General features: G+C 59.2%; 24 protein-coding genes, 1 tRNA gene and 2 riboswitches. Of the genes, 11 read left to right on the top strand and 14 right to left on the bottom strand.

The annotated features are described in order from the left end of the window. Positions 1 to 20 precede the first annotated feature (20 nt). A complete protein-coding gene (gene gcvT, locus JTP94_RS22405) occupies positions 21 to 1,157 on the bottom strand; it encodes a glycine cleavage system aminomethyltransferase GcvT (RefSeq protein WP_204852652.1) in 1,137 nt (378 codons plus the stop codon). Positions 1,158 to 1,227: 70 nt separating this feature from the next. Beyond that, a riboswitch (glycine riboswitch) is annotated at positions 1,228 to 1,305 on the bottom strand. A 3-nt stretch (positions 1,306 to 1,308) separates the two neighbouring features. Continuing rightward, a riboswitch (glycine riboswitch) is annotated at positions 1,309 to 1,393 on the bottom strand. Between the two features lie 169 nt (positions 1,394 to 1,562). On the opposite strand from gcvT, the gene JTP94_RS22400 reads away from it, so the two are divergent. The 8 genes from JTP94_RS22400 (at position 1,563) to JTP94_RS22365 (ending at position 7,901) form a co-directional block, all read left to right on the top strand. Beyond that, positions 1,563 to 2,096: a copper chaperone PCu(A)C gene (locus JTP94_RS22400; protein WP_204852651.1), complete on the top strand. Its 534-nt coding sequence runs from the start codon at positions 1,563 to 1,565 to the stop codon at positions 2,094 to 2,096. Positions 2,097 to 2,281: 185 nt separating this feature from the next. Then, the gene (locus tag JTP94_RS22395) at positions 2,282 to 3,280 is read left to right on the top strand and encodes an RluA family pseudouridine synthase (protein ID WP_204852650.1); all 999 of its coding nucleotides are present in this window, start codon (positions 2,282 to 2,284) and stop codon (positions 3,278 to 3,280) included. Beyond that, complete coding sequence (locus tag JTP94_RS22390; RefSeq protein WP_204852649.1) at positions 3,277 to 3,930, top strand: HAD-IA family hydrolase; 654 nt, start codon at positions 3,277 to 3,279, stop codon at positions 3,928 to 3,930. Before JTP94_RS22395 ends, JTP94_RS22390 begins: the two co-directional genes overlap by 4 nt. Before the next feature lie 9 nt (positions 3,931 to 3,939). Then, the gene (locus JTP94_RS22385) at positions 3,940 to 4,725 is read left to right on the top strand and encodes an ATP12 family chaperone protein (RefSeq protein WP_204852648.1); all 786 of its coding nucleotides are present in this window, start codon (positions 3,940 to 3,942) and stop codon (positions 4,723 to 4,725) included. Positions 4,726 to 4,794: 69 nt separating this feature from the next. Continuing rightward, entirely contained in the window at positions 4,795 to 5,265 is a 471-nt protein-coding gene (locus JTP94_RS22380) for a hypothetical protein (RefSeq protein ID WP_204852647.1), read from the top strand. A 63-nt stretch (positions 5,266 to 5,328) separates the two neighbouring features. Next, positions 5,329 to 6,861, top strand: coding sequence for an acyl-CoA carboxylase subunit beta (locus JTP94_RS22375; RefSeq protein ID WP_204852646.1), 1,533 nt, complete (start codon positions 5,329 to 5,331; stop codon positions 6,859 to 6,861). A 123-nt stretch (positions 6,862 to 6,984) separates the two neighbouring features. Next, on the top strand, positions 6,985 to 7,377 hold the full coding sequence (locus JTP94_RS22370; RefSeq protein WP_204852645.1) for a DoxX family protein: 393 nt from the start codon (positions 6,985 to 6,987) through the stop codon (positions 7,375 to 7,377). 137 nt (positions 7,378 to 7,514) lie between these two features. Next, entirely contained in the window at positions 7,515 to 7,901 is a 387-nt protein-coding gene (locus JTP94_RS22365; protein WP_204852644.1) for a DoxX family protein, read from the top strand. Between the two features lie 10 nt (positions 7,902 to 7,911). Here the strand turns inward: JTP94_RS22365 and sugE are convergent, their stop codons facing one another. From sugE to JTP94_RS22335, 6 genes are all read right to left on the bottom strand, one after another. Continuing rightward, positions 7,912 to 8,226 carry a quaternary ammonium compound efflux SMR transporter SugE gene (gene sugE, locus JTP94_RS22360; protein ID WP_204852643.1) on the bottom strand — a complete coding sequence of 105 codons (315 nt, stop codon included), beginning with the start codon at positions 8,224 to 8,226 and terminating at the stop codon, positions 7,912 to 7,914. Between the two features lie 153 nt (positions 8,227 to 8,379). Next, positions 8,380 to 9,213 carry an S-formylglutathione hydrolase gene (fghA, locus tag JTP94_RS22355; RefSeq protein WP_204852642.1) on the bottom strand — a complete coding sequence of 278 codons (834 nt, stop codon included), beginning with the start codon at positions 9,211 to 9,213 and terminating at the stop codon, positions 8,380 to 8,382. Then, complete coding sequence (locus tag JTP94_RS22350) at positions 9,210 to 9,674, bottom strand: YaiI/YqxD family protein (RefSeq protein ID WP_204852641.1); 465 nt, start codon at positions 9,672 to 9,674, stop codon at positions 9,210 to 9,212. The genes fghA and JTP94_RS22350 overlap by 4 nt, the downstream gene beginning before the upstream one ends. A gap of 71 nt (positions 9,675 to 9,745) precedes the next feature. Then, on the bottom strand, positions 9,746 to 10,873 hold the full coding sequence (locus tag JTP94_RS22345; protein WP_204852640.1) for an S-(hydroxymethyl)glutathione dehydrogenase/class III alcohol dehydrogenase: 1,128 nt from the start codon (positions 10,871 to 10,873) through the stop codon (positions 9,746 to 9,748). A 90-nt stretch (positions 10,874 to 10,963) separates the two neighbouring features. Continuing rightward, complete coding sequence (locus JTP94_RS22340; RefSeq protein WP_204852639.1) at positions 10,964 to 12,973, bottom strand: acetyl/propionyl/methylcrotonyl-CoA carboxylase subunit alpha; 2,010 nt, start codon at positions 12,971 to 12,973, stop codon at positions 10,964 to 10,966. Between the two features lie 81 nt (positions 12,974 to 13,054). Then, entirely contained in the window at positions 13,055 to 13,990 is a 936-nt protein-coding gene (locus JTP94_RS22335) for a DMT family transporter (protein ID WP_204852638.1), read from the bottom strand. A gap of 220 nt (positions 13,991 to 14,210) precedes the next feature. Between JTP94_RS22335 and JTP94_RS22330 the strand changes: the two genes are divergently transcribed. Beyond that, positions 14,211 to 14,633, top strand: a complete 423-nt coding sequence (locus JTP94_RS22330) for a helix-turn-helix domain-containing protein (protein ID WP_204852637.1) — start codon at positions 14,211 to 14,213, stop codon at positions 14,631 to 14,633. Here the strand turns inward: JTP94_RS22330 and lipB are convergent. After that, positions 14,630 to 15,346, bottom strand: a complete 717-nt coding sequence (lipB, locus tag JTP94_RS22325; RefSeq protein ID WP_204852636.1) for a lipoyl(octanoyl) transferase LipB — start codon at positions 15,344 to 15,346, stop codon at positions 14,630 to 14,632. The two genes, JTP94_RS22330 and lipB, sit on opposite strands and share 4 nt — an antisense overlap. Before the next feature lie 242 nt (positions 15,347 to 15,588). Between lipB and JTP94_RS22320 the strand changes: the two genes are divergently transcribed. Beyond that, positions 15,589 to 15,673, top strand: a tRNA-Leu gene (locus tag JTP94_RS22320). 870 nt (positions 15,674 to 16,543) lie between these two features. Here JTP94_RS22320 and JTP94_RS22315 read toward each other — a convergent pair. The 5 genes from JTP94_RS22315 to JTP94_RS22295 form a co-directional block, all read right to left on the bottom strand. Further along, entirely contained in the window at positions 16,544 to 16,750 is a 207-nt protein-coding gene (locus tag JTP94_RS22315; protein ID WP_204852635.1) for a dehydrogenase, read from the bottom strand. A 62-nt stretch (positions 16,751 to 16,812) separates the two neighbouring features. Then, the gene (locus JTP94_RS22310) at positions 16,813 to 17,052 is read right to left on the bottom strand and encodes a hypothetical protein (protein ID WP_037202280.1); all 240 of its coding nucleotides are present in this window, start codon (positions 17,050 to 17,052) and stop codon (positions 16,813 to 16,815) included. Positions 17,053 to 17,170: 118 nt separating this feature from the next. Continuing rightward, a complete protein-coding gene (locus JTP94_RS22305) occupies positions 17,171 to 17,443 on the bottom strand; it encodes an Sf3a2-prov protein (RefSeq protein WP_204852634.1) in 273 nt (90 codons plus the stop codon). A 482-nt stretch (positions 17,444 to 17,925) separates the two neighbouring features. After that, on the bottom strand, positions 17,926 to 18,087 hold the full coding sequence (locus tag JTP94_RS22300; RefSeq protein ID WP_155294985.1) for a hypothetical protein: 162 nt from the start codon (positions 18,085 to 18,087) through the stop codon (positions 17,926 to 17,928). 220 nt (positions 18,088 to 18,307) lie between these two features. Next, positions 18,308 to 18,475, bottom strand: coding sequence for a hypothetical protein (locus JTP94_RS22295; protein ID WP_204852633.1), 168 nt, complete (start codon positions 18,473 to 18,475; stop codon positions 18,308 to 18,310). Positions 18,476 to 19,972: 1,497 nt separating this feature from the next. On the opposite strand from JTP94_RS22295, the gene JTP94_RS22290 reads away from it, so the two are divergent. Then, on the top strand, positions 19,973 to 20,512 hold the full coding sequence (locus JTP94_RS22290; protein ID WP_204852632.1) for a hypothetical protein: 540 nt from the start codon (positions 19,973 to 19,975) through the stop codon (positions 20,510 to 20,512). A gap of 64 nt (positions 20,513 to 20,576) precedes the next feature. Here JTP94_RS22290 and JTP94_RS22285 read toward each other — a convergent pair whose 3' ends face one another. After that, entirely contained in the window at positions 20,577 to 21,071 is a 495-nt protein-coding gene (locus JTP94_RS22285; RefSeq protein ID WP_204852631.1) for a peptide deformylase, read from the bottom strand. Positions 21,072 to 21,194: the final 123 nt, after the last annotated feature.

Genomic DNA, 21,194 nt, shown 5'->3' with positions numbered 1-21,194 from the left:
ATCCTCTCTGGAAAAGACGTTCAGCGTTTGTAGGTGGGCTTGACGAAAGGCAGGGCGCTGACGGCGACGGGCAGGTATTTGCCGCGCACCTCGGCGTAGACGGTCGTGCCGGGCGAGGAGAATCTCGTGGGCACATAGCCCATGGCGACGGGGGACTCGACGCTCGGACCGAAGCTGCCCGAGGTAACCTCGCCGATCTCAGTCTTGCCCTCGGCATCGGCATAGAGCTTGGCATGACCGCGCACGGGCGCCTTGCCTTCCGGCTTCAGGCCGACGCGGCGCCGCGGGGCGCCACCATCGAGTTCGGCGAGAATGCGGGACGCGCCGGGAAAGCCGCCGGCGCGCGCGCCGCCGGTCTTGCGGGCCTTCTGCATCGCCCATTCGAGCGCGGCTTCCACCGGCGTCGTGGTCTGGTCGATGTCATTGCCATAGAGGCAGAGCCCGGCTTCGAGGCGCAGCGAGTCGCGGGCGCCGAGGCCGATCGGCTGCACATCCGGGTGCTCGAGCAGCCGCTTGGCGATATCCTCGGCCTTGTCGGCCGGTACGGAAATCTCGAAGCCGTCCTCGCCGCTGTAGCCGGAGCGCGACACGAGGCAGGAAACGTCGTGCAGGCGACAATGGCGCACATCCATGAACTTCATGTAGGCGATGTCGGCCCAAAGCTCTGCAAGCACGGAAACGGCGCGCGGCCCCTGCAGGGCAATCAGCGCGCGATCAAGCAAGGTAACTTCGCAGCTATCACTGATATGATCTTGAAGATGCTTGAGATCCTGCTCCTTGCAGGCGGCGTTCACGACGACGAAGAGGTAGTCATCCATATGGGTGATCATCAGATCGTCGAGGATGCCGCCGTTGTCGTCGGTAAAGAAGCCATAGCGCTGGCGATCTTCCGCGAGGCCGAGGATATCGACCGGCACGAGGCTTTCCAGCGCGAGAGCCGCGTCCTCATATTTGCCGGAACGGGCGCGGATCGTCACCTGACCCATATGCGACACGTCGAACAGGCCGGCCGAAGCGCGGGTCCAAAGGTGTTCCTTCATGACGCCTGCGGCATATTGCACGGGCATGTCGTAACCGGCAAACGGCACCATGCGGGCGCCGAGCGATACATGCAGGTCGTAAAGGGGTGTCTTCTTGAGGGCAGCGGTCTCGTCCAATGACGCCTCCGGGTTTTGCGCTCATATCCGAGCGCAGAGCTCACAATTTCGGCACGGTTGCGCCTGACGATGAGCCCCCTCTGTCTGTTTGCCTGAGATTGTTATCCCTTCGGCGAACGCTTGCGCGCTTCTCTCCAGAGTTCCGTCTGCCCCTTGCTGGTCCTTTGGGCCTGAGAGTTTCCGGGGCGGTTGCTCCTTCGGCACCGGCTTGCGCCGGATTCTCCCAACAAGGTCGAGTGTCATTATCTGGTAGTCGAGAGAGATGGCAAGGGGCAAATGTCGCCGTTGAACAAATTTTTGTCGCGCCATTCGAGCAGCCAAGGAGCGGCGAAAGGTGGGGCTTTGCAACGAGGTTCCGAAAGGCTATCCCTTCGGGTCGATAGAGGAGCCGGGCAGGAGAGAATGATGAACCGTTGTCACGTCGCAGCATTGCTGATGTCAGCAGCAGCACTTTCGCTTTCGACAGGCGGCGCAATGGCGCAGCAGAGCGGCGACATGAAGGGCATGGCCGGGATGCATATGGATGCGCAGGCGGCGCCATCCGGTTCAGCCACCGGTAAGCTCGGCGATCTCGATATCAGCGGCGGTTATGTCCGCGCCATGCTGCCCGGTCAGCCGGTCGGCGGTGGCTATATCGTGATCCACAATGGCGGCAAGACCGACGATAAGCTGACATCAGTCACATCCTCGGATGCGGGCAAGGTGGAACTGCACGAGATGAAGATGGACGGCGAGATCATGAAGATGCGCGAGATTAAGGGCGGTATCGCCATTCCTGCCGGCGCTACCGTGACGCTTGCGCCGAGCACCATGCATATGATGTTCAAGCAGGTGAAGACGTCCTTCAAAAAGGGGGGCACGGTGCCTATGATGCTGATGTTCGAGAAAGCCGGGATGATCGATCTCGATCTGCCTGTCGTGTCGGCCAAGGGAAACTGAGCCAGAAAAATATCCGGCCCGGATAATTCCAGTTTCCACTTTTGCTCGAAATGCTCTAAAGCCACGTCGAAAGGCCGGGATATCCGGCTGCGGGGCAACTGGCCCCGTTATTTGAATAGGCATGATCCCGTCCAACGAGCGTTTGGCATTTTCCGGAACATGCTGCGGCATTTGAAAGAAGAACAATGGCCGGGATTGAACATATACAGGTCGAGCCTGACGAAGCCGGCATGCGCCTCGACCGCTGGTTCAAGGTGCATTTTCCGGGGCTCGGCTTCGGTCAGCTGCAAAAGTTATTGCGTTCCGGCCAGGTGCGTGTCGATGGCGGCCGTGTCAAGACGGATGCGCGCGTGCAGCCAGGGCAGACGGTGCGCGTGCCGCCTCTCGATGTCGATGCCAAGGCCCTGAAGAGCGGCCCCATCGCCAGCAACGACCTCAAACACGCCGGCGACGGCGAGCTTCTTGCGCGCATGCTGCTGCATGAAGACGAGAAGGTCTTTGTGCTGAACAAGCCGGCCGGCCTCGCGGTGCAGGGCGGTTCCGGCCTTGTCCGTCATCTTGACAAGATGCTGGAGGCATGGACGAGCAAGAAGGGCGAAAAGCCACGCCTGGTGCACCGTCTCGACCGCGACACATCCGGCGTCCTCGTCGTTGCTCGTACCCGCGGCGCGGCGCAGAAGCTGACGGCGGCCTTTCGTGAGCGCGACACCAAGAAGACCTATTGGTCGTTGGTCAAGGGCGTGCCGCGCAAGCATGAGGACAAGATCTCGACCTGGCTGGTAAAGGAAGCAACTCCCGATGGCGATCGCATGCGCATCGCCAAGCATGGGGAGGAGGGCGCGGATCACGCCATCTCCTATTATCGCGTGCTCGAAATGGCTGCGCAGAGCCTCGCCTGGCTGGAGATGGAGCCCTATACCGGCCGTACGCACCAGCTACGCGTCCATGCGCTGCATATAGGTCATCCGATCATCGGCGACCCCAAATATTTCGATGACGATCCGAACTGGGATTTCCCGGGCGGTGTCCAGAAGCGTCTGCATCTGCACGCACGCCATATCGATATTCCGCATCCCAATGGCGGCCGCCTGCGCGTTACGGCACCTCTGCCGCCGCACATGGTGCAGACATGGAACCTTCTCGGTCTCGACATGGCATCGGCAGGGGAGCCGGACGACGAATGAAACTCGTTCTTTTCGATTGCGACGGCACGCTTGTCGATAGCGTGCGGCTGATCCACGAGGTCATGGCGCGGACGTTCGTTGCCTTTGGCTACAAGCGCCCGGATGTTTCCGCCACCAAGTCGATCATCGGCCTCAGCCTGGATATCGCGATTGCCCGCATGCAGGGCAAGCCGCATGTCGATGATGAGGCGATTGCCATGACGGCGCACTACAAGTCAATCTTTCCCGACGTGCGCGACGAGGCGGATATGCAGACGCCGCTCTTCGACGGCATCAAGCCGCTGATCGAGACTCTCGCATCCCGCGACGAATTGCTGCTCGGTGCGGTGACAGGCAAGTCCCGTCGTGGTCTCATCCATATTCTCGAAGCCAACGGCTTCACGCCCTATTTCGTGGTGTCGCGTACCGCCGACGATTGCCCCTCAAAGCCGCATCCGGCCATGGTGTCGGAATGCTGCGACGAAACCGGCATGGATCCGCACGATACCATCGTCATCGGGGATGCCGTTTACGACATGCAGATGGCGAAGGCTGCCGGTGCGACCGCCATCGGCGTATCCTGGGGTTACGCTTCGGTGGAGGAATTGCTGGCAGCCGGCGCCGATGCGATTGCCCACCATCCGAACGACCTGTTGAGCCATATTCTCTGAGGTAACGCCATGCGCGACCTGTTGAACGATCTTTCCGAGGGCCTGAGCCATCCCGATCCGATCCGCCGCGCGCAGATCCAGATGAAGAGGCCCTTGCCGAAACGCTTCTACAAGGACGTGACGATCAGCCCGGACAAGGATGGCCATGCCATTGCGCTCGACGGCAAGGTAGTCAAGACGCCGGCGCGGCATTCTCTCGCGCTGCCGACGGAAGCGCTTGCCAAGCTGGTGGCAGCCGAATGGGCGAGACAAGTCGACCTCATCGATCCAGCAACAATGCCGGTCACCCGTCTGGTCAACAGCGCCATCGATGGTGTGGCGATCGAAAGCCAGGCCGTGTTCGACGAAATCGTGCGCTTTTCCGGCAGCGATCTCCTTTGCTATCGCGCCGATGAGCCGGAGCGTCTGGTCGCGCGGCAGTCGGAGCGTTGGAACCCGGTGATCGAGTGGGCGGCACGCGAGATCGGCGCTCGCTTCATTCTGGCCGAGGGCGTCATTCACCAGGAGCAGCCCCGCGAGGCCATTTCCGCCTTCGCCGTGGTACTGCGCAAATACGACACGCCCATGGAGCTTGCGAGCCTGCATACGATCACGACCATGACCGGCTCCGCGATCCTGGCGCTAGCCTTTGCCGAAGGCTGGCTGCCGCTTGCCGACGTCTGGTCGCTCGCGCATCTCGATGAAGACTGGACGATCGAACATTGGGGCAGCGATGAGGAGGCGGAGCACCGCCGCGCGCAACGCTTCGAGGAATTTCAGGCGGCAACCGACGTTTTTTCCGCACTGCGCAGTTGAATATTGTTGATTTCCAGTCCTTTATAACAGCCTTCGTATCTTGCGGATTTGGAAGTCGGGACAGGGATCATGTTGTTGTCGAGGCCGGGTGCCGTATTGGCACTCGCGGGAAGTTTGGCGCTGACTGCGTGCTCGAGCTGGTCCGTTGATCCTCCTCCTCCAACCTATGACGTTCGCAGCGCGACCGTCGTGGCCGATCAGGCCTTGCCGCCGGTATCGCCGGTGCTGGTTGCTGCTATCAATGATCGTGTGAACGCCTCGATCGCCGCAACGGCCCACGGCGCGACGCTGCCGCCGGTCGCGCTTACCATCCGCCTGACAGACGTTCGCAAGGCGCGCGGTTTCAACCGAGATCGCAACAGCGCCAAGATCAATATCGACGCAGCGGCAGTGGACGGTGGCGCCGTCATCGCCATGGCCTCCTTCGAGACAAAAACCGTCGCCCCTGATCCCGCCTCGGCCGATGAACTGATGGCGGAGGACATCGCCGCTCGCGTCCGCTCCATTTTCTCGCTGAACATGCCGCGGCTGGCGAACTGAGCCGATAGCTTCAAACCGCGCTCGCGCCGTGCTAAGCCCGGGCAACGAAGGAGAGAGGGCCTCATGAAGGAAATCCTGCAGGAACTGGAGCGTCGTCGTGAGGTTGCTAGGCTCGGCGGCGGGCAGGTGCGAATCGATGCCCAGCATGCGCGCGGCAAGCTGACGGCCCGCGAGCGCATCGACATCTTCCTCGACGAGGGCTCCTTCGAGGAGTTCGACATGTTCGTCGAGCATCGTTCGACCGATTTCGGCATGGACAAGAGTAAGATCGCCGGCGACGGCGTCGTGACCGGCTGGGGTACGGTCAACGGGCGCACCGTTTTCATTTTTGCCAAGGATTTCACCGTCTTCGGCGGGTCTCTTTCACAAGCACATGCGGAAAAGATCACCAAAGTACAGGATATGGCGCTGAAGAACCGGGCGCCCATCATCGGCATCTATGACGCCGGCGGCGCCCGCATTCAGGAAGGCGTGGCCGCACTTGGCGGCTATGCCGAAGTGTTCCAGCGCAACGTGCTTGCATCCGGCGTCATCCCGCAGATTTCCGTCATCATGGGACCCTGTGCGGGCGGCGATGTCTACTCGCCCGCCATGACCGATTTCATCTTCATGGTGCGCGATACGTCCTACATGTTCGTCACCGGACCAGATGTGGTGAAGACCGTCACCAACGAGACCGTTACCTCCGAGCAGCTCGGCGGCGCCTCCGTCCACACAACGAAATCCTCGATCGCCGATGCCGCCTTTGACAATGATGTCGATACGCTGTTGCAGGTGCGCCGCCTTATCGACTTTCTGCCGCAATCGAATACCTCTGCGCTGCCGGAGATCGAGTGCTATCAATCCGTCACCGAGCCCGATACCTCGCTCGATACGCTGATCCCGGCCAATGCCAACAAGCCCTACGACATCAAGGAACTGATCCTCAAGGTGGCGGACGAGGGCGATTTCTTCGAGATTCAGGAGAGCTTCGCCAAGAACATCGTCTGCGGCTTCGGCAGGATCGAGGGGGCGACGGTTGGTTTCGTCGCCAATCAGCCGATGGTGCTCGCCGGCGTGCTCGACAGCGATGCATCGCGCAAGGCGGCGCGCTTCGTGCGCTTCTGCGATTGCTTCAATATCCCGATCGTCACCTTTGTCGATGTGCCGGGTTTCCTACCGGGAACGGCGCAGGAATATGGCGGGCTGATCAAGCATGGCGCCAAGTTGCTCTTCGCCTATGCCGAGGCGACTGTGCCGAAGCTCACCGTCATCACCCGCAAGGCCTTCGGCGGCGCCTATGACGTCATGGCGTCCAAGCACCTGCGCGGCGATCTCAACTATGCATGGCCGACGGCGCAGATCGCCGTCATGGGTGCAAAGGGTGCGGTCGAGATCATCTTCCGCAAGGACATTTCCGATCCGGAGAAGATCGCAGCCCATACGAAGATGTATGAGGACCGCTTCCTGTCACCTTTCGTCGCCGCCGAGCGCGGTTATATCGACGAAGTGATCATGCCGCGTTCGACCCGGCGCCGGCTGGCACAGGGCTTGCGGATGCTGCGCAACAAGGACCTGACCAATCCCTGGAAGAAGCACGACAATATTCCGCTGTGAATATGTGACAACAAGTCACGGATTTCACACGGAAAATTGATTGGACGTCAGAATCCGTGTTTTCACGTTCACGGGCGTCCGCTCTAATGCTTGGTTCCAGGGGATTTAAAACTGGAGTTTAAAATGGCGCTTTCCGATCGGCTGAATCAATATCAGCCCTATGCTCTTACTGTACTGCGTATTGTCACTGGCGTGCTGTTCATCGAACATGGCTTGCAGAAGCTTCTCGGCTTCCCGCCGGGCGGTCAATTCCCAAGCCCACTGCCGACCCTGCTTCTGGTGCAGGGTATTATCGAGGTCGTCGGCGGCTTGGCAACGATTGTCGGCTTCTTTACCCGCCCCGTCGCATTCATTCTCTGCGGCAACATGGCGGTCGCCTATTTCATGGCGCACATGCCGAAGAATTTCTTTCCGGCCAACAATGGCGGTGACGCAGCGATCCTCTACTGCTTCATCTTCCTGTTCCTGATCTTCGCAGGCCCAGGCCTTCTGGCGATCGACAACAATAAGAAATAAGCACATTTATGCCGGGCTCGGCTCATGGCTGAGCCCGGCGAATAAATCTGTCTCTCGCGTGTTGACTCTCTAGTCAGTGGAACGAGAGCATTTTTTGACAGGATCTCGTTCGCATCCCCCTTCGAACGGAGATCCTTATGTCACTTTCCGAGCGCTTGTCGCCGTATCAGCCCGCCGCCCTCGCGGTCCTGCGTATCATTACAGCCCTATTGTTCATCGAGCACGGTACGCAAAAGCTCTTCGGCTTTCCGCCCGCGCCCTTTGCGATCACGACATTGTTCTTCGTGGCGGGGGTGATCGAGCTCGTGGGCGGCGTCCTCATCCTGTTCGGGCTGTTCACCCGCCCCATTGCCTTTCTCCTTAGCGGCGAAATGGCGATTGCCTATTTTATGGTGCATATGCAGATCAACTTCTTCCCGGCCAACAATCAGGGAGATGGTGCAGTGCTCTTCTGCTTCGTCTTCCTGTTCCTGGTGTTTGCCGGTCCCGGGGATTGGGCGCTGGACAATCGCCAGCGCCAGTGACCGTGGCTCGTCAGGCGACGAGCTTCAAGCCGGCAATGCCCGCGACGATCAGGCCGATGCAGGCCAGGCGAACGAAGGTTGCGGGATCGCCGAGCAGCCATATACCCAACAGTACGGTGCCGACCGTACCGATGCCGGTCCAAACGGCATAGGCCGTGCCCATGGGCAGGGTCTTCACTGCAAGGCCAAGCAGCGCGATGCTGATGACCATGGATATGATGGTGAGAATTGTCGGCATCGGCCGTGTAAAGCCGTCGGTATATTTCAGGCCGACTGCCCAGCCGATTTCAAACAAGCCTGCAAGGAAAAGCAGGAACCAAGCCATTTTACGCTCCATTATCAAGAGCGAGGCCGTCCCCGCGGATGTTACGGTTGGCATAAGAATGCCGGCCGCCGCAGCCGTCTGCGCGGGTTACTATATGCCTCTGCTACCAGAGCTTTTCAAGCTATTGAGCGCATGGCTGCCATGCCACCCGTTTCATGCCAGCCGTTCGGCGTGCCATTTCAGGTGATCGTCCATGAAGCTGGAGATAAAGTAATAGGAGTGGTCGTAGCGCTCGTGCATGCGCAGCGTCAGACCGATGCCGGTGCCTTTGACAGCCTCTTCGAACAGCCAGGGACGTAGGCCGTTTTCGAGGAAGCTGTCGGCCTTGCCCTGATCGATCAGGAACTCCGGGAAGCGAGCGCCGTCCTCGACGAGGGAGCAGGCGTCGTATTGTCTCCAGACTGATTTGTCGGCGCCGAGATATTTCTCGAATGCCGGCGCAGACCAGTCCGCCGTCGAGGGTTGGACGATCGGCGCGAAGGCGGAGCAGCTCTTGAAGCGATCCGGATTCTTCAGCGCGATGGTCATCGCGCCGTGGCCACCCATGGAATGGCCGAAAATCCCTTGCCGGCTCATGTCCGCGCGGAACTGCTTGGCGATGAGATCAGGCAATTCCTCCGTCACGTAGGTGTACATCCGGTAGTTCTCAGCCCAGGGCGTCTCGGCGGCGTCGAGATAGAAGCCGGCGCCTTTGCCCATCTGCCAGTTGGTCAACTCATCCGGCACGTCATTGCCGCGCGGGCTGGTGTCCGGGCAGACGATAATCAGGCCGAGCTCGGCGGCCATGCGGCGATACTCGCCTTTTTCCATGACATTGGCGTGGGTGCAGGTGAGGCCGGAGAGATACCAGAGGACGGGACGGGGTTCCTTGATTGCCTGCGGCGGCACGAAGACTGCGAAAGTCATCTCGCATTTGCAGGCTTCCGACTCGTGCGAAAAGACGCCCTGCATGCCGCCGAAGGCGGTGTTCTGGGAAATGATGTTCAAGACTGGTCTCCAGGCGATTGATGGGCTTTTGCGCGCCGGCAGAGCCGGTCGAAGGTTTCGAGGAAGGTCGAGCGATCGCGTGGCGAAAAGGCGGCGTTGTATCCCTTGCTCTCGCCCGTTTCGCGAAGATGAGCGCCGAGATCGCGCATCGCGGTTGCCATGCCGATATTGGCAACGTCGAACACCCGGCCGGTTGGCCCGGTCACCAGCGCGCCCGTGGCGACACAGCGCCCGGCGAGCGGCACATCGGCCGTGACGACGATGTCGCCGGGACCGGCATGCTCGGCAATCCAGTTGTCGGCGGCGTCGAAAGCATTGGAGACGATGACGTTCCGCACCATCGGATCCCGCGACGGGCGCAATCCGGAATTGGCGACAAGTGTCACTTCGATGCCGTGGCGTTCGGCAACCTTCAGAATTTCCGGTTTGACCGGACAGGCGTCTGCATCGACATAGATCATGGGATACTTCAATAATTCGAATAGCATGCGGTGATTAACTCAAGCACCGCATGCAGTTTTGTTGGCGACTATTAGTAAACCACCACGCCTCGGATGCTTTCACCGGAATGCATCAGCTCAAAGCCCTTGTTGATGTCTTCGAGCGGCATGGTGTGGGTGATCATCGGATCGATCTGGATCTTGCCTTCCATGTACCAGTCGACGATCTTCGGCACATCGGTGCGGCCGCGCGCGCCCCCGAAGGCGGTGCCCATCCAGTTGCGACCGGTGACCAGCTGGAATGGACGGGTGGAGATTTCCTGGCCGGCACCGGCGACGCCGATGATAACGGACTTGCCCCAGCCGCGGTGCGAGGCTTCCAACGCCTGACGCATGACCTTGGTGTTACCCGTGCAGTCGAACGTATAGTCGGCACCGCCGATCAGGTCGCCGTTGCGCTTCGTCAGGTTGACGAGGTAGGGCACGATGTCGTCACCGACCTCCTTCGGGTTGACGAAATGCGTCATACCGAACTTTTCGCCCCAGGCCTTGCGATCATTGTTGATATCGACGCCGATGATTAAGTCGGCGCCGGCAAGGCGCAGGCCTTGAAGCACGTTGAGACCGATGCCGCCGAGACCGAAGACGATAGCGGTCGAGCCGATTTCGACCTTGGCGGTGTTGATGACGGCGCCGATGCCTGTGGTGACGCCGCAGCCAATATAGCAGATCTTATCAAAGGGCGCGTCGGGATTGACCTTGGCAAGCGCGATCTCCGGCAGGACGGTGAAGTTGGCGAAGGTCGAGCAGCCCATGTAGTGATGGATCTTGTCTTTGCCGATCGAGAAGCGCGACGTGCCATCGGGCATCAGGCCCTGGCCCTGGGTGGCGCGGATCGAGGTGCAGAGGTTGGTCTTTCGCGACAGGCAGGAATAGCATTCGCGGCACTCCGGCGTGTAAAGCGGAATGACGTGATCGCCCTTCTTCACCGAGGTCACGCCCGGACCGACGTCAACGACGATGCCGGCGCCCTCATGGCCGAGGATGGCGGGAAACAAGCCTTCTGGGTCGGCGCCCGACAGCGTAAAGTCGTCGGTGTGGCAGATGCCCGTCGCCTTCACCTCGATCAGCACTTCGCCCGCCTTCGGCCCTTCCAGCTGAACCGTCATCACCTCAAGCGGCTTGCCGGCCTGAACTGCTACCGCAGCACGTACATCCATCGTTTCATCCCTTCCTGCAATGTTTTGGTTCGCGCGGACATTGGCATGGGCGCGCGGGACGGCTCAAGCGAAATTAATGCCGTATTTTGATCAGGCGAATTCCATGATGACAGCATCGACGGCGAGGCTTTCACCGGGCTTGGCGTTGATCTTGCCGACGGTCAGGTCACGTTCGGCGCGCAGGACGTTCTCCATCTTCATCGCCTCGACAATGGCGAGAGTCTCGCCGGCCTTGACTTCCTGGCCCTCGGCGACGGCAATGGCGACGACAAGGCCGGGCATCGGGCAAAGGAGCAGCTTCGACGTGTCGGGCGGCAATTTTACCGGCATCAGCTTGTCGAGCTCCGCCTGGCGGGGCGTGAATATTTTGACCCTGACGGACATGCCTTGCCAGTCAATGCGCAGGCCGTTCAGCACGGGGCGGATCTGGGCGGTGATCCTATGTTTGGCGACTGTGCCAACCCATACGGCGTCACCCGGACGCCAATCGGTCGCGACAGTCACGGTCTCTCCGCCTATCTGCATGTCCATCTCGAATGGAATGGTCACCACGCCATCCAGCAGCCCCACGGACAGGTAATCGGCGCCGAGCTTGACCACCCAGTTCTCCCGCAGCGGTCCCGCCGTGGGGCGCAGCCTGTCGGCATAGCGTTCGCGACGGTTGGATTCGATCAGGCTGCAGGACAGAGCGACTGCAGCAAGCTGGGCGGCCTGGCTCTCATCCGGTGCCATCGGAGCAAAACCGTGCGGATATTCCTCGGCGATGAAGCCGGTGGAAAGACGCCCCTCACGCCAACGCGGATGCTTCATCAGCGCCGACAGGAACGGCATGTTGTGTTCGATACCGTCAACGACGAAACCGTCCAGCGCTTCGCCCATTGCTTCGATCGCCTCCAGCCTAGATGGAGCCCATGTGCAGAGCTTGGCGATCATCGGATCGTAATACATGGAAATTTCGGCGCCTTCGAAGACGCCGGTGTCGTTGCGGACGACGGATTTGCCGCGCTTGCCCTCGCGCGGCGGATGGTAGTGCGTCAGACGACCGATCGAAGGCAGGAAATTGCGATAGGGATCCTCGGCATAGAGGCGGCTTTCGACTGCCCAGCCGTTCAGCTTGATGTCTTCCTGCTTGAAAGGCAGCTTTCCGCCGGCGGCGACACGGATCATCTGCTCGACAAGATCGACGCCGGTCACGAGCTCCGTCACCGGATGCTCGACCTGCAATCGGGTGTTCATTTCGAGGAAATAGAAATTTCTGTCGCGGTCGACGATGAACTCGACCGTGCCGGCGCTCTGATAATCCACGGCCTTGGCGAGCGCCACGGATTGCTCGCCCATGGCTTTCCGCGTCGCTTTATCGAGAAAAGGTGAGGGCGCCTCTTCGACCACCTTCTGATTCCGGCGCTGGATGGAACATTCGCGCTCGCCGAGATAGACGACATTGCCGTGGCCATCGGCCAGCACCTGGATTTCGATGTGGCGTGGGTCGACGACGAATTTCTCGATGAAGACGCGGTCGTCGCCAAAGGAGCTTTTCGCTTCCGAACGGGCACGATCGAAGCCGTCGCGCACCTCATCCTTGCTCCAGGCGATGCGCATGCCCTTGCCGCCGCCGCCGGCGGATGCCTTGATCATCACGGGATAGCCGATCTCGCCGGCAATCTTTTCGGCATGATCGGCATCATCGATGATGCCGAGATGTCCCGGGACGGTGGAGACCTTGGCGGCATTGGCGAATTTCTTCGATTCGATCTTGTCGCCCATGGCTTCGATCGCCTTCGGCTTCGGGCCGATGAAGACGATGCCCTCCTTCTCCAGCGCTGCGCAGAAGGACGCGCGCTCGGAGAGAAAGCCGTAGCCCGGATGAACCGCTTCCGCTCCAGTCTCCTTGCAGGCCGCTATGATCTTTTCAGCGACGAGATAGCTTTCCGCGGCCGGAGCAGGGCCGATATGGACGGCCTCGTCGGCCATCTCGACATGCAGGGCATCCCGATCGGCATCGGAATAGACGGCAACCGTCAGGATGCCCATCCGGCGCGCCGTCTTGATCACGCGGCAAGCGATCTCGCCGCGGTTGGCGATCAGGATTTTCTTGAACATGCGAACTCCGCCCAATACATCTGCTGTGTCAGTGTTTTAGCCACAAATTGCGCCGTCGGTCCATGTGCAAGATGCGTGTGCTCAAGCGGATTTAGCCGATCGCGACTGCACGCGCTCCCGCCAGATGATGAACAGACCGGAACCGACGATGATGGCGATGCCGATCCATTTGGAAAGATTGGGAAAATCGCCGAAGATCGCATAGCCGAGGATGGTGGCCGAGATGATCTCGAAATATTGGAAGGGCGCCAGCAGCGACAATGGCGCCAGCCGGAAGGCTCTGACGACGAGCATGTGTGCATAGCCCGAAATCGAGCCGAGAATCAGCAGGAGCACGAGACCGAGCCCGGAGGCGGGCAGGGAAGGCTCGAAATCCGCAATGCCGGCCGACGTGCCCACAAATAGAGCGAAAGCCATGAACAGCGTGCCGCCGACACCGGCCATGATCTGCATCGTCAATGGCGAATCCGCTTCGCCGACCGCACGGTTCATGAACAGATAGAGCGCGAAGAGGAACGCGCATGCCACAGGCAGCAGGGCCTTCAACCCGAAAATCTCGAAACTCGGCTGGATGACGATCATCGCGCCGCCGAAGCCGACGACGATCGCCAGCCAGCGCCGCGAGCCGACCCTATCGCCGAGGAACAGGGCTGAAAGCGCCGTCAGCATGAACGGCTCGACGAAATAGATCGCGAAGACATCGGCAAGCGGCATGTATTTGACGGCTGCGAAGAAGAGCAGGCTTGCGGCCCCATGCAAGGCGCCGCGCAAGAGGTTCAGCCAGGGCCGCTTGGCTGAGAAAGCCGCCCGGCCGGAAACGGTCACGAGCAGCGGCAGCATGCAGACGAGCTGGAAGAAGAAGCGGTAGAACGTCACCTGGCCGGGCGACATGCCTTCGAAACTCGCCATGTATTTGGCGATCGCATCCATCGTCGGCAATATGATCATGGCGCTCGCCATGATCGTCATGCCTTGAAGCGGGTTTTGCTGGGTGGGAGCGGCTGAAGCGATGGACATGAGCTGCCATCAAACACAGGAACGGCATGCAATCAAGAAGCGATCGGATGCGCCGCCGCGAAAGCTTACCGCGTCCGCCGCAAAGGTCAAACTTTGCCAATTGGGACAGATCATGGTGGCGAGATGACGCCCTTAGACCTATCTCAGCCTTCGGAAACGGCTAAAACATAAGCGCGCCGCACAGAATTTCGCCGGCGCAGCCAAGAAAGGGATCGCACCGATGTTCAAGACAGAACAAGAGACGACCGTTTTTTCGGATGAGGGCGACGATACCCTGGGCGGGCGGCTCTCGATGGCCCGCGACGCCGCCGGCATCAGCTTGGAAACGCTGGCAAGCCAGCTTGGCGTCAGCGAAGAAACGATGCTTGCCTGGGAATCCGACCGCTCCGAACCCAAGCCGTCCGCTCTGGTCAAGATGTCGGCTCTCTTCGGCGTTTCTCCCGCCTGGCTGATGACCGGGACAGGCGACGGCCCCGGCGAGGATAGTGACGAACGCGCGCTGGAAGCCGTCAGGAACGAGCTTTCCCGTTTGCGGGCGGCCCATGAGGAAATCGGCCGGCTGATCGACACAACCACTCGCCAGATCGAACGGCTCGACCATCAGATCCGGCTGCGCAACGTCAGCAAGGACATTGCGCACTAAGCGTCATTGACGGTCTCGCCGAATACCTGCTCGAAAGCCGCGCGCAGACGGATATCCACATCCGCCATCATGACCGGTAGGCCGAGATCGACCAGGCTCGTAACGCCATAGGCGGAGATCCCGCAGGGCACGATGCCGGTGAAATGCCCAAGATCGGGATCGACGTTGAGCGAAAGGCCGTGAAACGTCACCCATTTGCGCACGCGAATGCCAAGGGCGGCGATCTTGTCCTCGGCCATGGTGCCATCCGGCAGCACCGGCCTCTCCGGGCGCCTCACCCAGACGCCGACACGATCCTCCCGCCGCTCGCCACGAACATTCATTGATTCGAGGGTGCGGATGATCACTTCCTCGAGAGAGGCGACAAAGGCGCGGATATCCTGCCGCCGACACTTCAGGTCCAGCATGACATAGGCCACTCGCTGGCCCGGCCCGTGATAGGTATATTCGCCGCCACGTCCCGTGGCGAAAACCGGGAAACGATCCGGCTCGATGAGATCGGCGGCATTGGCGCTGGTGCCGGCCGTATAGAGCGGCGGATGTTCCACCAACCAGACGAGTTCCGGCGCACGCCCATCGGCAATCGCAGCGACTTCCGCTTCCATGGTCGCCACCGCCTCGTCATAGGACACCAGGCCATCGGCGATACGCCAGCGTACGGGCGGGGTGCCTTCTACGGGAAACATTTGATGTGAGAGTTCAGTGCGAAGCATGAGCCAGTCCTTTGCGCCTGTCCGGCAGACCGCTCATGTGGAAATCCGGCGCGTCGACGGGTTGTCCACATATGGAGGTATTCAGGCGGAAATTCAAACATCTACGGCAATTGTCCGGCAATTCCGGACCCGCGATCCGAGGAGCTGTGAAGGAATTTAAAAAAACTGACACATCGCTCTTGTGCCCCCCGGATGCTTTTGCTACATGCAGCCGCGCCGGAGCAATCCGGCCCTACCACGATGCGGTCGTGGCGGAATTGGTAGACGCGCAGCGTTGAGGTCGCTGTGGGGCAACCCGTGGAAGTTCGAGTCTTCTCGACCGCACCAAAGACAACGACGCTGTCGTTGTTCTTCATTCGAGGTGTCCCATCCGAAAAAAACGTCTGGGACACCTCGGCCTCTTCTAGCGCTTCTTGCGCAAGAGTTTGGCCTCAACTTTCCCAGTATAGATTTTGTTAGTATTGGCTGCGCCTGAGTTCGGCGAGTGCCTTGTGCACGCTCTGGGCGGATGGATGACCTATGCCGGCATCCCGACACCAACATTTGAACCGTGCGCAATGTACTCGCAGCGAAGACTATCGCTGCCTTTGTCATTTGTGCGCTTGAACTAGCCCGCGCGCTGCGGTCGCATTGGCCGATCACGCTCAATTCGGAGAGCTTTGAGAAGTGCGGCCCTCTCCATCCGCACCCGGATGTTGCCGGAGCTGATGTCCGTGAAGACGGTTCCGGTCTTTTCGCTGATTGGACATTTGAATCGTCTGCGAACTGGTCGATGTCTGATCATTGCCGTCATCCCTGAATGATTTTTGGAGAATCTGACCGGCGCAAAGTATCCGGTGTGGCCGACATACTACTTCAGTATCGAGAGGCCGGAGAACAGAGCAACAAGCCCAGCTGTGAGAACTGACGTTTCAATCAGGAAAACAGTGCATTGCCGTCGATTGAGTGTGAAATAAAATTGTTTCACGGAAACGCTCCTTTTTATGATTATTTTCTAAGCTCCCGCAGTGTACCATAGATTTATTGGAATTATTTATTATTTTCTAATTTATTCCGAACTGGCATATTTATTGCCGGCAGTATTTTGCGGCCGCGACCAAACGAACAGTCAAAACAGAGCGGCGTTATTTCATTTGAACTCAATCAGTTAAGCGTGCGCCGATCCGTTCGAAACTGCTTCGTCATCGTCTTGGTCCGTCAGGTTTGATCCAAGCTTGGCGACCAGCCGCGCGTCATGCCCTTGCTCATCGCGGCGGCCGCGAGTGAAAGCTGGTAGCGAAGGTGCTGGATGCGTTCCACGAGGTCGCCGATCGCGGCCCGTGCATCGCCATCATGGGCGGCAAGGATCGCTTCGATCGCTTCGAAATCGGATACCTCAGGAACCAGAGCAGATTCGGCACTCATCGGACGCACATCTCCGTTCCGTCGTAGAACGGCGGTTCGCATCATCACATTGTCAGTCAATTTCAAGCGGCGTTGAGATCCGCGATTTCACCATGCTGAATCAGCAGGCGAGGGGACGTCATGTCGCCGGTCTCATCGTCAACCATGACCGCGTAGGCAGCCACGCCGACAAAGCGTGACGACATCGCCGTCGCGATCTTTTCGGCGCTCATCGCATTCGATGCCTGACGCATCTCAGCCGGAACAAGATTTCCGCGGTTCTTCTTGTACGGCAGGACAATGAATTTTTCGGCGATCGCCATGATGTTTTCCTTGATTTGTTCTCAAAATGTTCTCATTCCGAGTCGGAGTCAAGGACCAATGAAGGACTCAATCCCCATGGGGCAGCGACAGAAGTCATCTTCGAGGCGTGCCGGTACGCTAGTGCTCCGGCGGCTTGTCGTTTGATCGCACCTTTTGTCCATCCAGATAGCCGTGCTCAAAAGCCTTGGCGAGTTCGCTTCCCTCCGGATAGGGATTCTTCTCGCTCTCTTCCTCCCGCTTGCCTGCCTCCGCCCCACGCTCGTAGGCTTCCTTTTCGGTATCGTCCGAAGCTTCCAAATCACGTGGTTGGTTCGGCAGAGGCTGTATCGGGTCAGGCAGTCCAAGTTCCGGAGCCGAGACTGGTGGTATGGTTGACGTGTGCGTGCTCATGGCAGTGTCCTCCTGACGTTGTAACGCGATGTGCGGTCGGGAGTTCCAGCGGCATAGGGAAGGTATCTCGACAGGGCGAGCTAGCCGCCCCCCTTGAGATCAGTGAAGGAACTGCACCACCATAAGCGCTACAGTGATCGCGCCCGCGCACAGCGTTAAAGCGGTCAAAATCGAAGTCGACATCATCTCGCTCCTCGAAGATCTTTGCCTCAAACCAGAAGGTGAAGGGCTGCTTACAGGAGCAAAGCCAGAGTGTCGCGTGACAAGGGGCGTGACATGGCGAGAATGCGCCGACAGAGCGTGTTTGTCTTCTCGGCTCTAATGGCTTTTGAATGATTCGTGCGCGCGACCGTCCAGCCTGCAGCTTTGGCTTCGGGCACCAAAGTAACGCGGGTTAGGAAAGCGGCGGGAAGCGTGACTGACGATGATTATGAAAGATCCGGCTTGATTCCGGAGCCTGTCGATACGACAGGCAATCGTCTTTACGAGAATGGCGTTTGCGGGTCTTCATCCCGAAGCAGTCCGGGTTTAACCGGAAGGTCGCGCTTCAATCCTGCCAGGCGATCCATTTCATCTTCCACTTTAAGAAGATCGTGTAACTTCTGGTCGGTGAGAATATTATCTCGATTGTCATGCGAGGTCATGCGGTAGCTCCTTGACCTCTGCAGGCGAGAGTGCGTCGTCGCTCTCAGCAGCTGGTGCCCGCGGGTTCGGTCACCAGCGATGACCATACCTACGCATCCTTAGGGCTTATGGCTAGTCATTTCGGAATTGTTGCCATTTTGCACGGCGCCTTTTGCCTTTCGGCCGGACGGCTGTGCCTGAACAAGAAGTGGCGGCCCAGGTTAGGCCGCCACCTTGGTTTTACCTGCAAATCTTGACGTTCTTGACGATCCACTTTCCGTGCACCTTCACCTTATGGTGCTCGGTATGGCAAAGCGGCTTGTGATGATGGCGAGGAGCCGCATAGGCTTGTCCCGATACAATGATCGTGGAAGCGGCAAAAATGGCAGCGAGGGTAAATTTATGCATGTTGTAGCTCCAAAATTTTGAATGCCACCAACGGTTACGCCAATAGTGATTAATGAATGGTTATCATTGATAAGGCACACTTAGCGCCTGAGCTGACAAGCACCGAGCTCAAAAGAAAATGCCCTGGAAGGGAGAGCATCCAGGGCAAGAGAGGGGAACTGCACTAGAGAGGTTAGGGCGGCGCGTCCACACTTCAAGTCCAGAGGCCTCGGCGCGGTCTCGTGAATGGTCGAATTGCCGGAATTCCGTGGAAGCTGCCACGAAAACAACTGCCGGCGTGAAAGTCCTCGCCCTCATCGCGACGATAATCATCAGTCGCCTGCGATAGAAATTCGACTGAGCCGGTTACCGCCGCGGCGGGCGGGAGGCGGTATTGTCCAGCGACAATATGTGCCACCGATCACTCTCGCTATTGAGTGGTTCCAGACCGTCCGTACGACTATATTGGGCGAAGGCTAAACACCCATAGGACTCCGGCCCATTCAAAAAGAGGCCCTATCGGGGAGGCGGAAACGTTTCGCAAAAAGCAGAGAAACAGAAGAAACATTCTGAAGCTAAGATTCATTCCGGTTTGGCCAAAGTTGTTGGATGGAGTGGAAAAAATGAGAGTCGCTGTCGGTGCCCCCCGATTTCGAGGGAAATGGCGTGTGATATCGTTGATGTTGGCTATTGCCGCGCTGCCTGTACTAGCGCAGGCACAGGCGGCAAACGTGAAACCCGATACTGCCGGCAACGCGGCATCGAGTTTCAGCTACCGGCGGGCCGATCTTGGCAGCGGTTATTCGACCTCCAGCGTCCTGAAGCTGCCGGATAGGTCGCCCCACTTCATTACATGCAACTGCGACGACCGCACGTTGCAAGATATGACGTGCCCCACTCAGGCCTATGCTTGCACCTGCGTACCGCATGCGTATTTGACGTGCCAGTAGACAGGTTGGAAGCGTAAATGATTCAATCATCGGTAAGGTTCCTGATCGTCGCTTGCGCTGCGATCCACTTGCCGTTTGTGGCCATGGCACAGGACAGCTCCTCGTCCTCGAGCACCAGTTCGAACTATTCCTTCAGCGTAGGATCTCGTCCGGCTGATATCGGCAACGGCTTCTCAACATACAGCGCCACCTCGGCCACCGCTGATCAAAGATTTCACGTTGAATGCAATTGCCGAGACTTCAGCCTTGCGGTGGCGACATGCCCGGCCGCCCGCTATGAGTGCTATTGCAATCCAAGTGCGTCGCTCACCTGTGAGTGAAGATAGCCGAGCCGTCGAACCCGTGCGCGGGTATGTTTCACCGCGAATCAGACGACGACATGAATTCCCATCAACGGTTGAGAGCGAGATCAAGCCGCTCTCCCCGATGGCTGTTTTCGTACAGTTTGCGTTCATCTTCGTCCGCATATGGTGTCATCCGTCGCCTCCTAGTCGCGTGTCGATTGACAATCGATGGGGACGATACGATTAATAGTTTCGACATTCGTCATAGAGCGGAGGAAATGCCAATGACTAGTCGTGCCATCCTGTTGATGTCTCTTGCATCTCTCACAGTCGTAGGCTCGATCGGCCTCGCTTCGTCAGCTTCTGCGCTAACGATGAAGGAGTGCAGCGCCAAGTATCAGGCAGCCAAGACCGCTGGTACCTTGAACGGCCAGAAGTGGAACGACTTCCGTGCTACTCAGTGCAGTGCGGACGCCAGCGCCACCACGACGACCGCGCCGGCAACGACCGCACCTGCTGCGACGACGCCGCCGAAGACCACGAAGACGACGACCGCTGCGGCCAAGGTCGACGCCAATGAGCCTGACGCCACCAAGCCGCCGGCTAAAGAGCCGGCAAAGCCGACGGTGGCTGCCCCGGCCGGTGTAGCCTTCCCGGCAAGCGTTGATCCGAAGTATGCAAGCGAAACCCCCGGCAAGGGCCGTTTCCACACCTGCGTTGACGCCTACAATGCCAACAAGGCCAAGAATGCGCTCGGCGGGCTGAAGTGGATCGAGAAGGGCGGCGGCTACTACAGCCTCTGCAATTCCAAGCTCAAGGGCTGATTTCCGAACTAGCCAGACGATCGAGCGGGCGCCTTCATGGCGCCCGTTTCATTTTGAGGCGCGTTCAGCTCCGTATCTTCTCCCATTTCTTTACCAGGCGATCACGCTTGAGTTTTGAAAGCCGCTGTAGCCAGAATATGCCGTCGAGCTGGTCGATCTCATGCTGGATGCAGATGGCCAGAAAACCTTCGGCCGCTGCTTCGTGGGCCGCGCCGTCGATGTCCTGATAACGTAAGCGAATGGCCTTCGGCCTGGCGATCTCTTCGGTCATGCCGGGCATGGAAACGCTGCCTTCCATATGCCGCATGGCTTCTTCCGACGACCAGAGGATTTCCGGATTGATATAGGTGCGGACGCCGTCCTCGCGGCTGAGCTCGATCACGACCACGCGCGTGAGCATGCCGATATGCGGACCGGTGATGCCGACGCCGGGCGCCGCGCGCATCGTGTCCAAAAGATCGGCCGCCAGCATACGCAAGTCGTCGTTAAAGACGGTGACCGGCGGGCAGGCGGTTCGCAGCAGTGGATCGGGGAAGCGGATGATGGGACGAACCGGCAAGGCGCTCTCTGTTGACTGGACGAGATGTTGACCGGGTGAGAATAAGGGCAAGGCTGAGACGATGCCACCGTCTTTGACGTTCCAAAGACGAGATATCAGCAATTCCGCCTATCTTATTGTTGA

This window comes from Martinezella lusitana (assembly GCF_016901135.1).
In the GTDB taxonomy this organism is placed as follows: Bacteria; Pseudomonadota; Alphaproteobacteria; order Rhizobiales; family Rhizobiaceae; genus Rhizobium; species Rhizobium lusitanum_D.
Note: the sequence above shows the minus strand (reverse complement) of the source record. Positions and strands in the feature narration are given on the sequence as shown.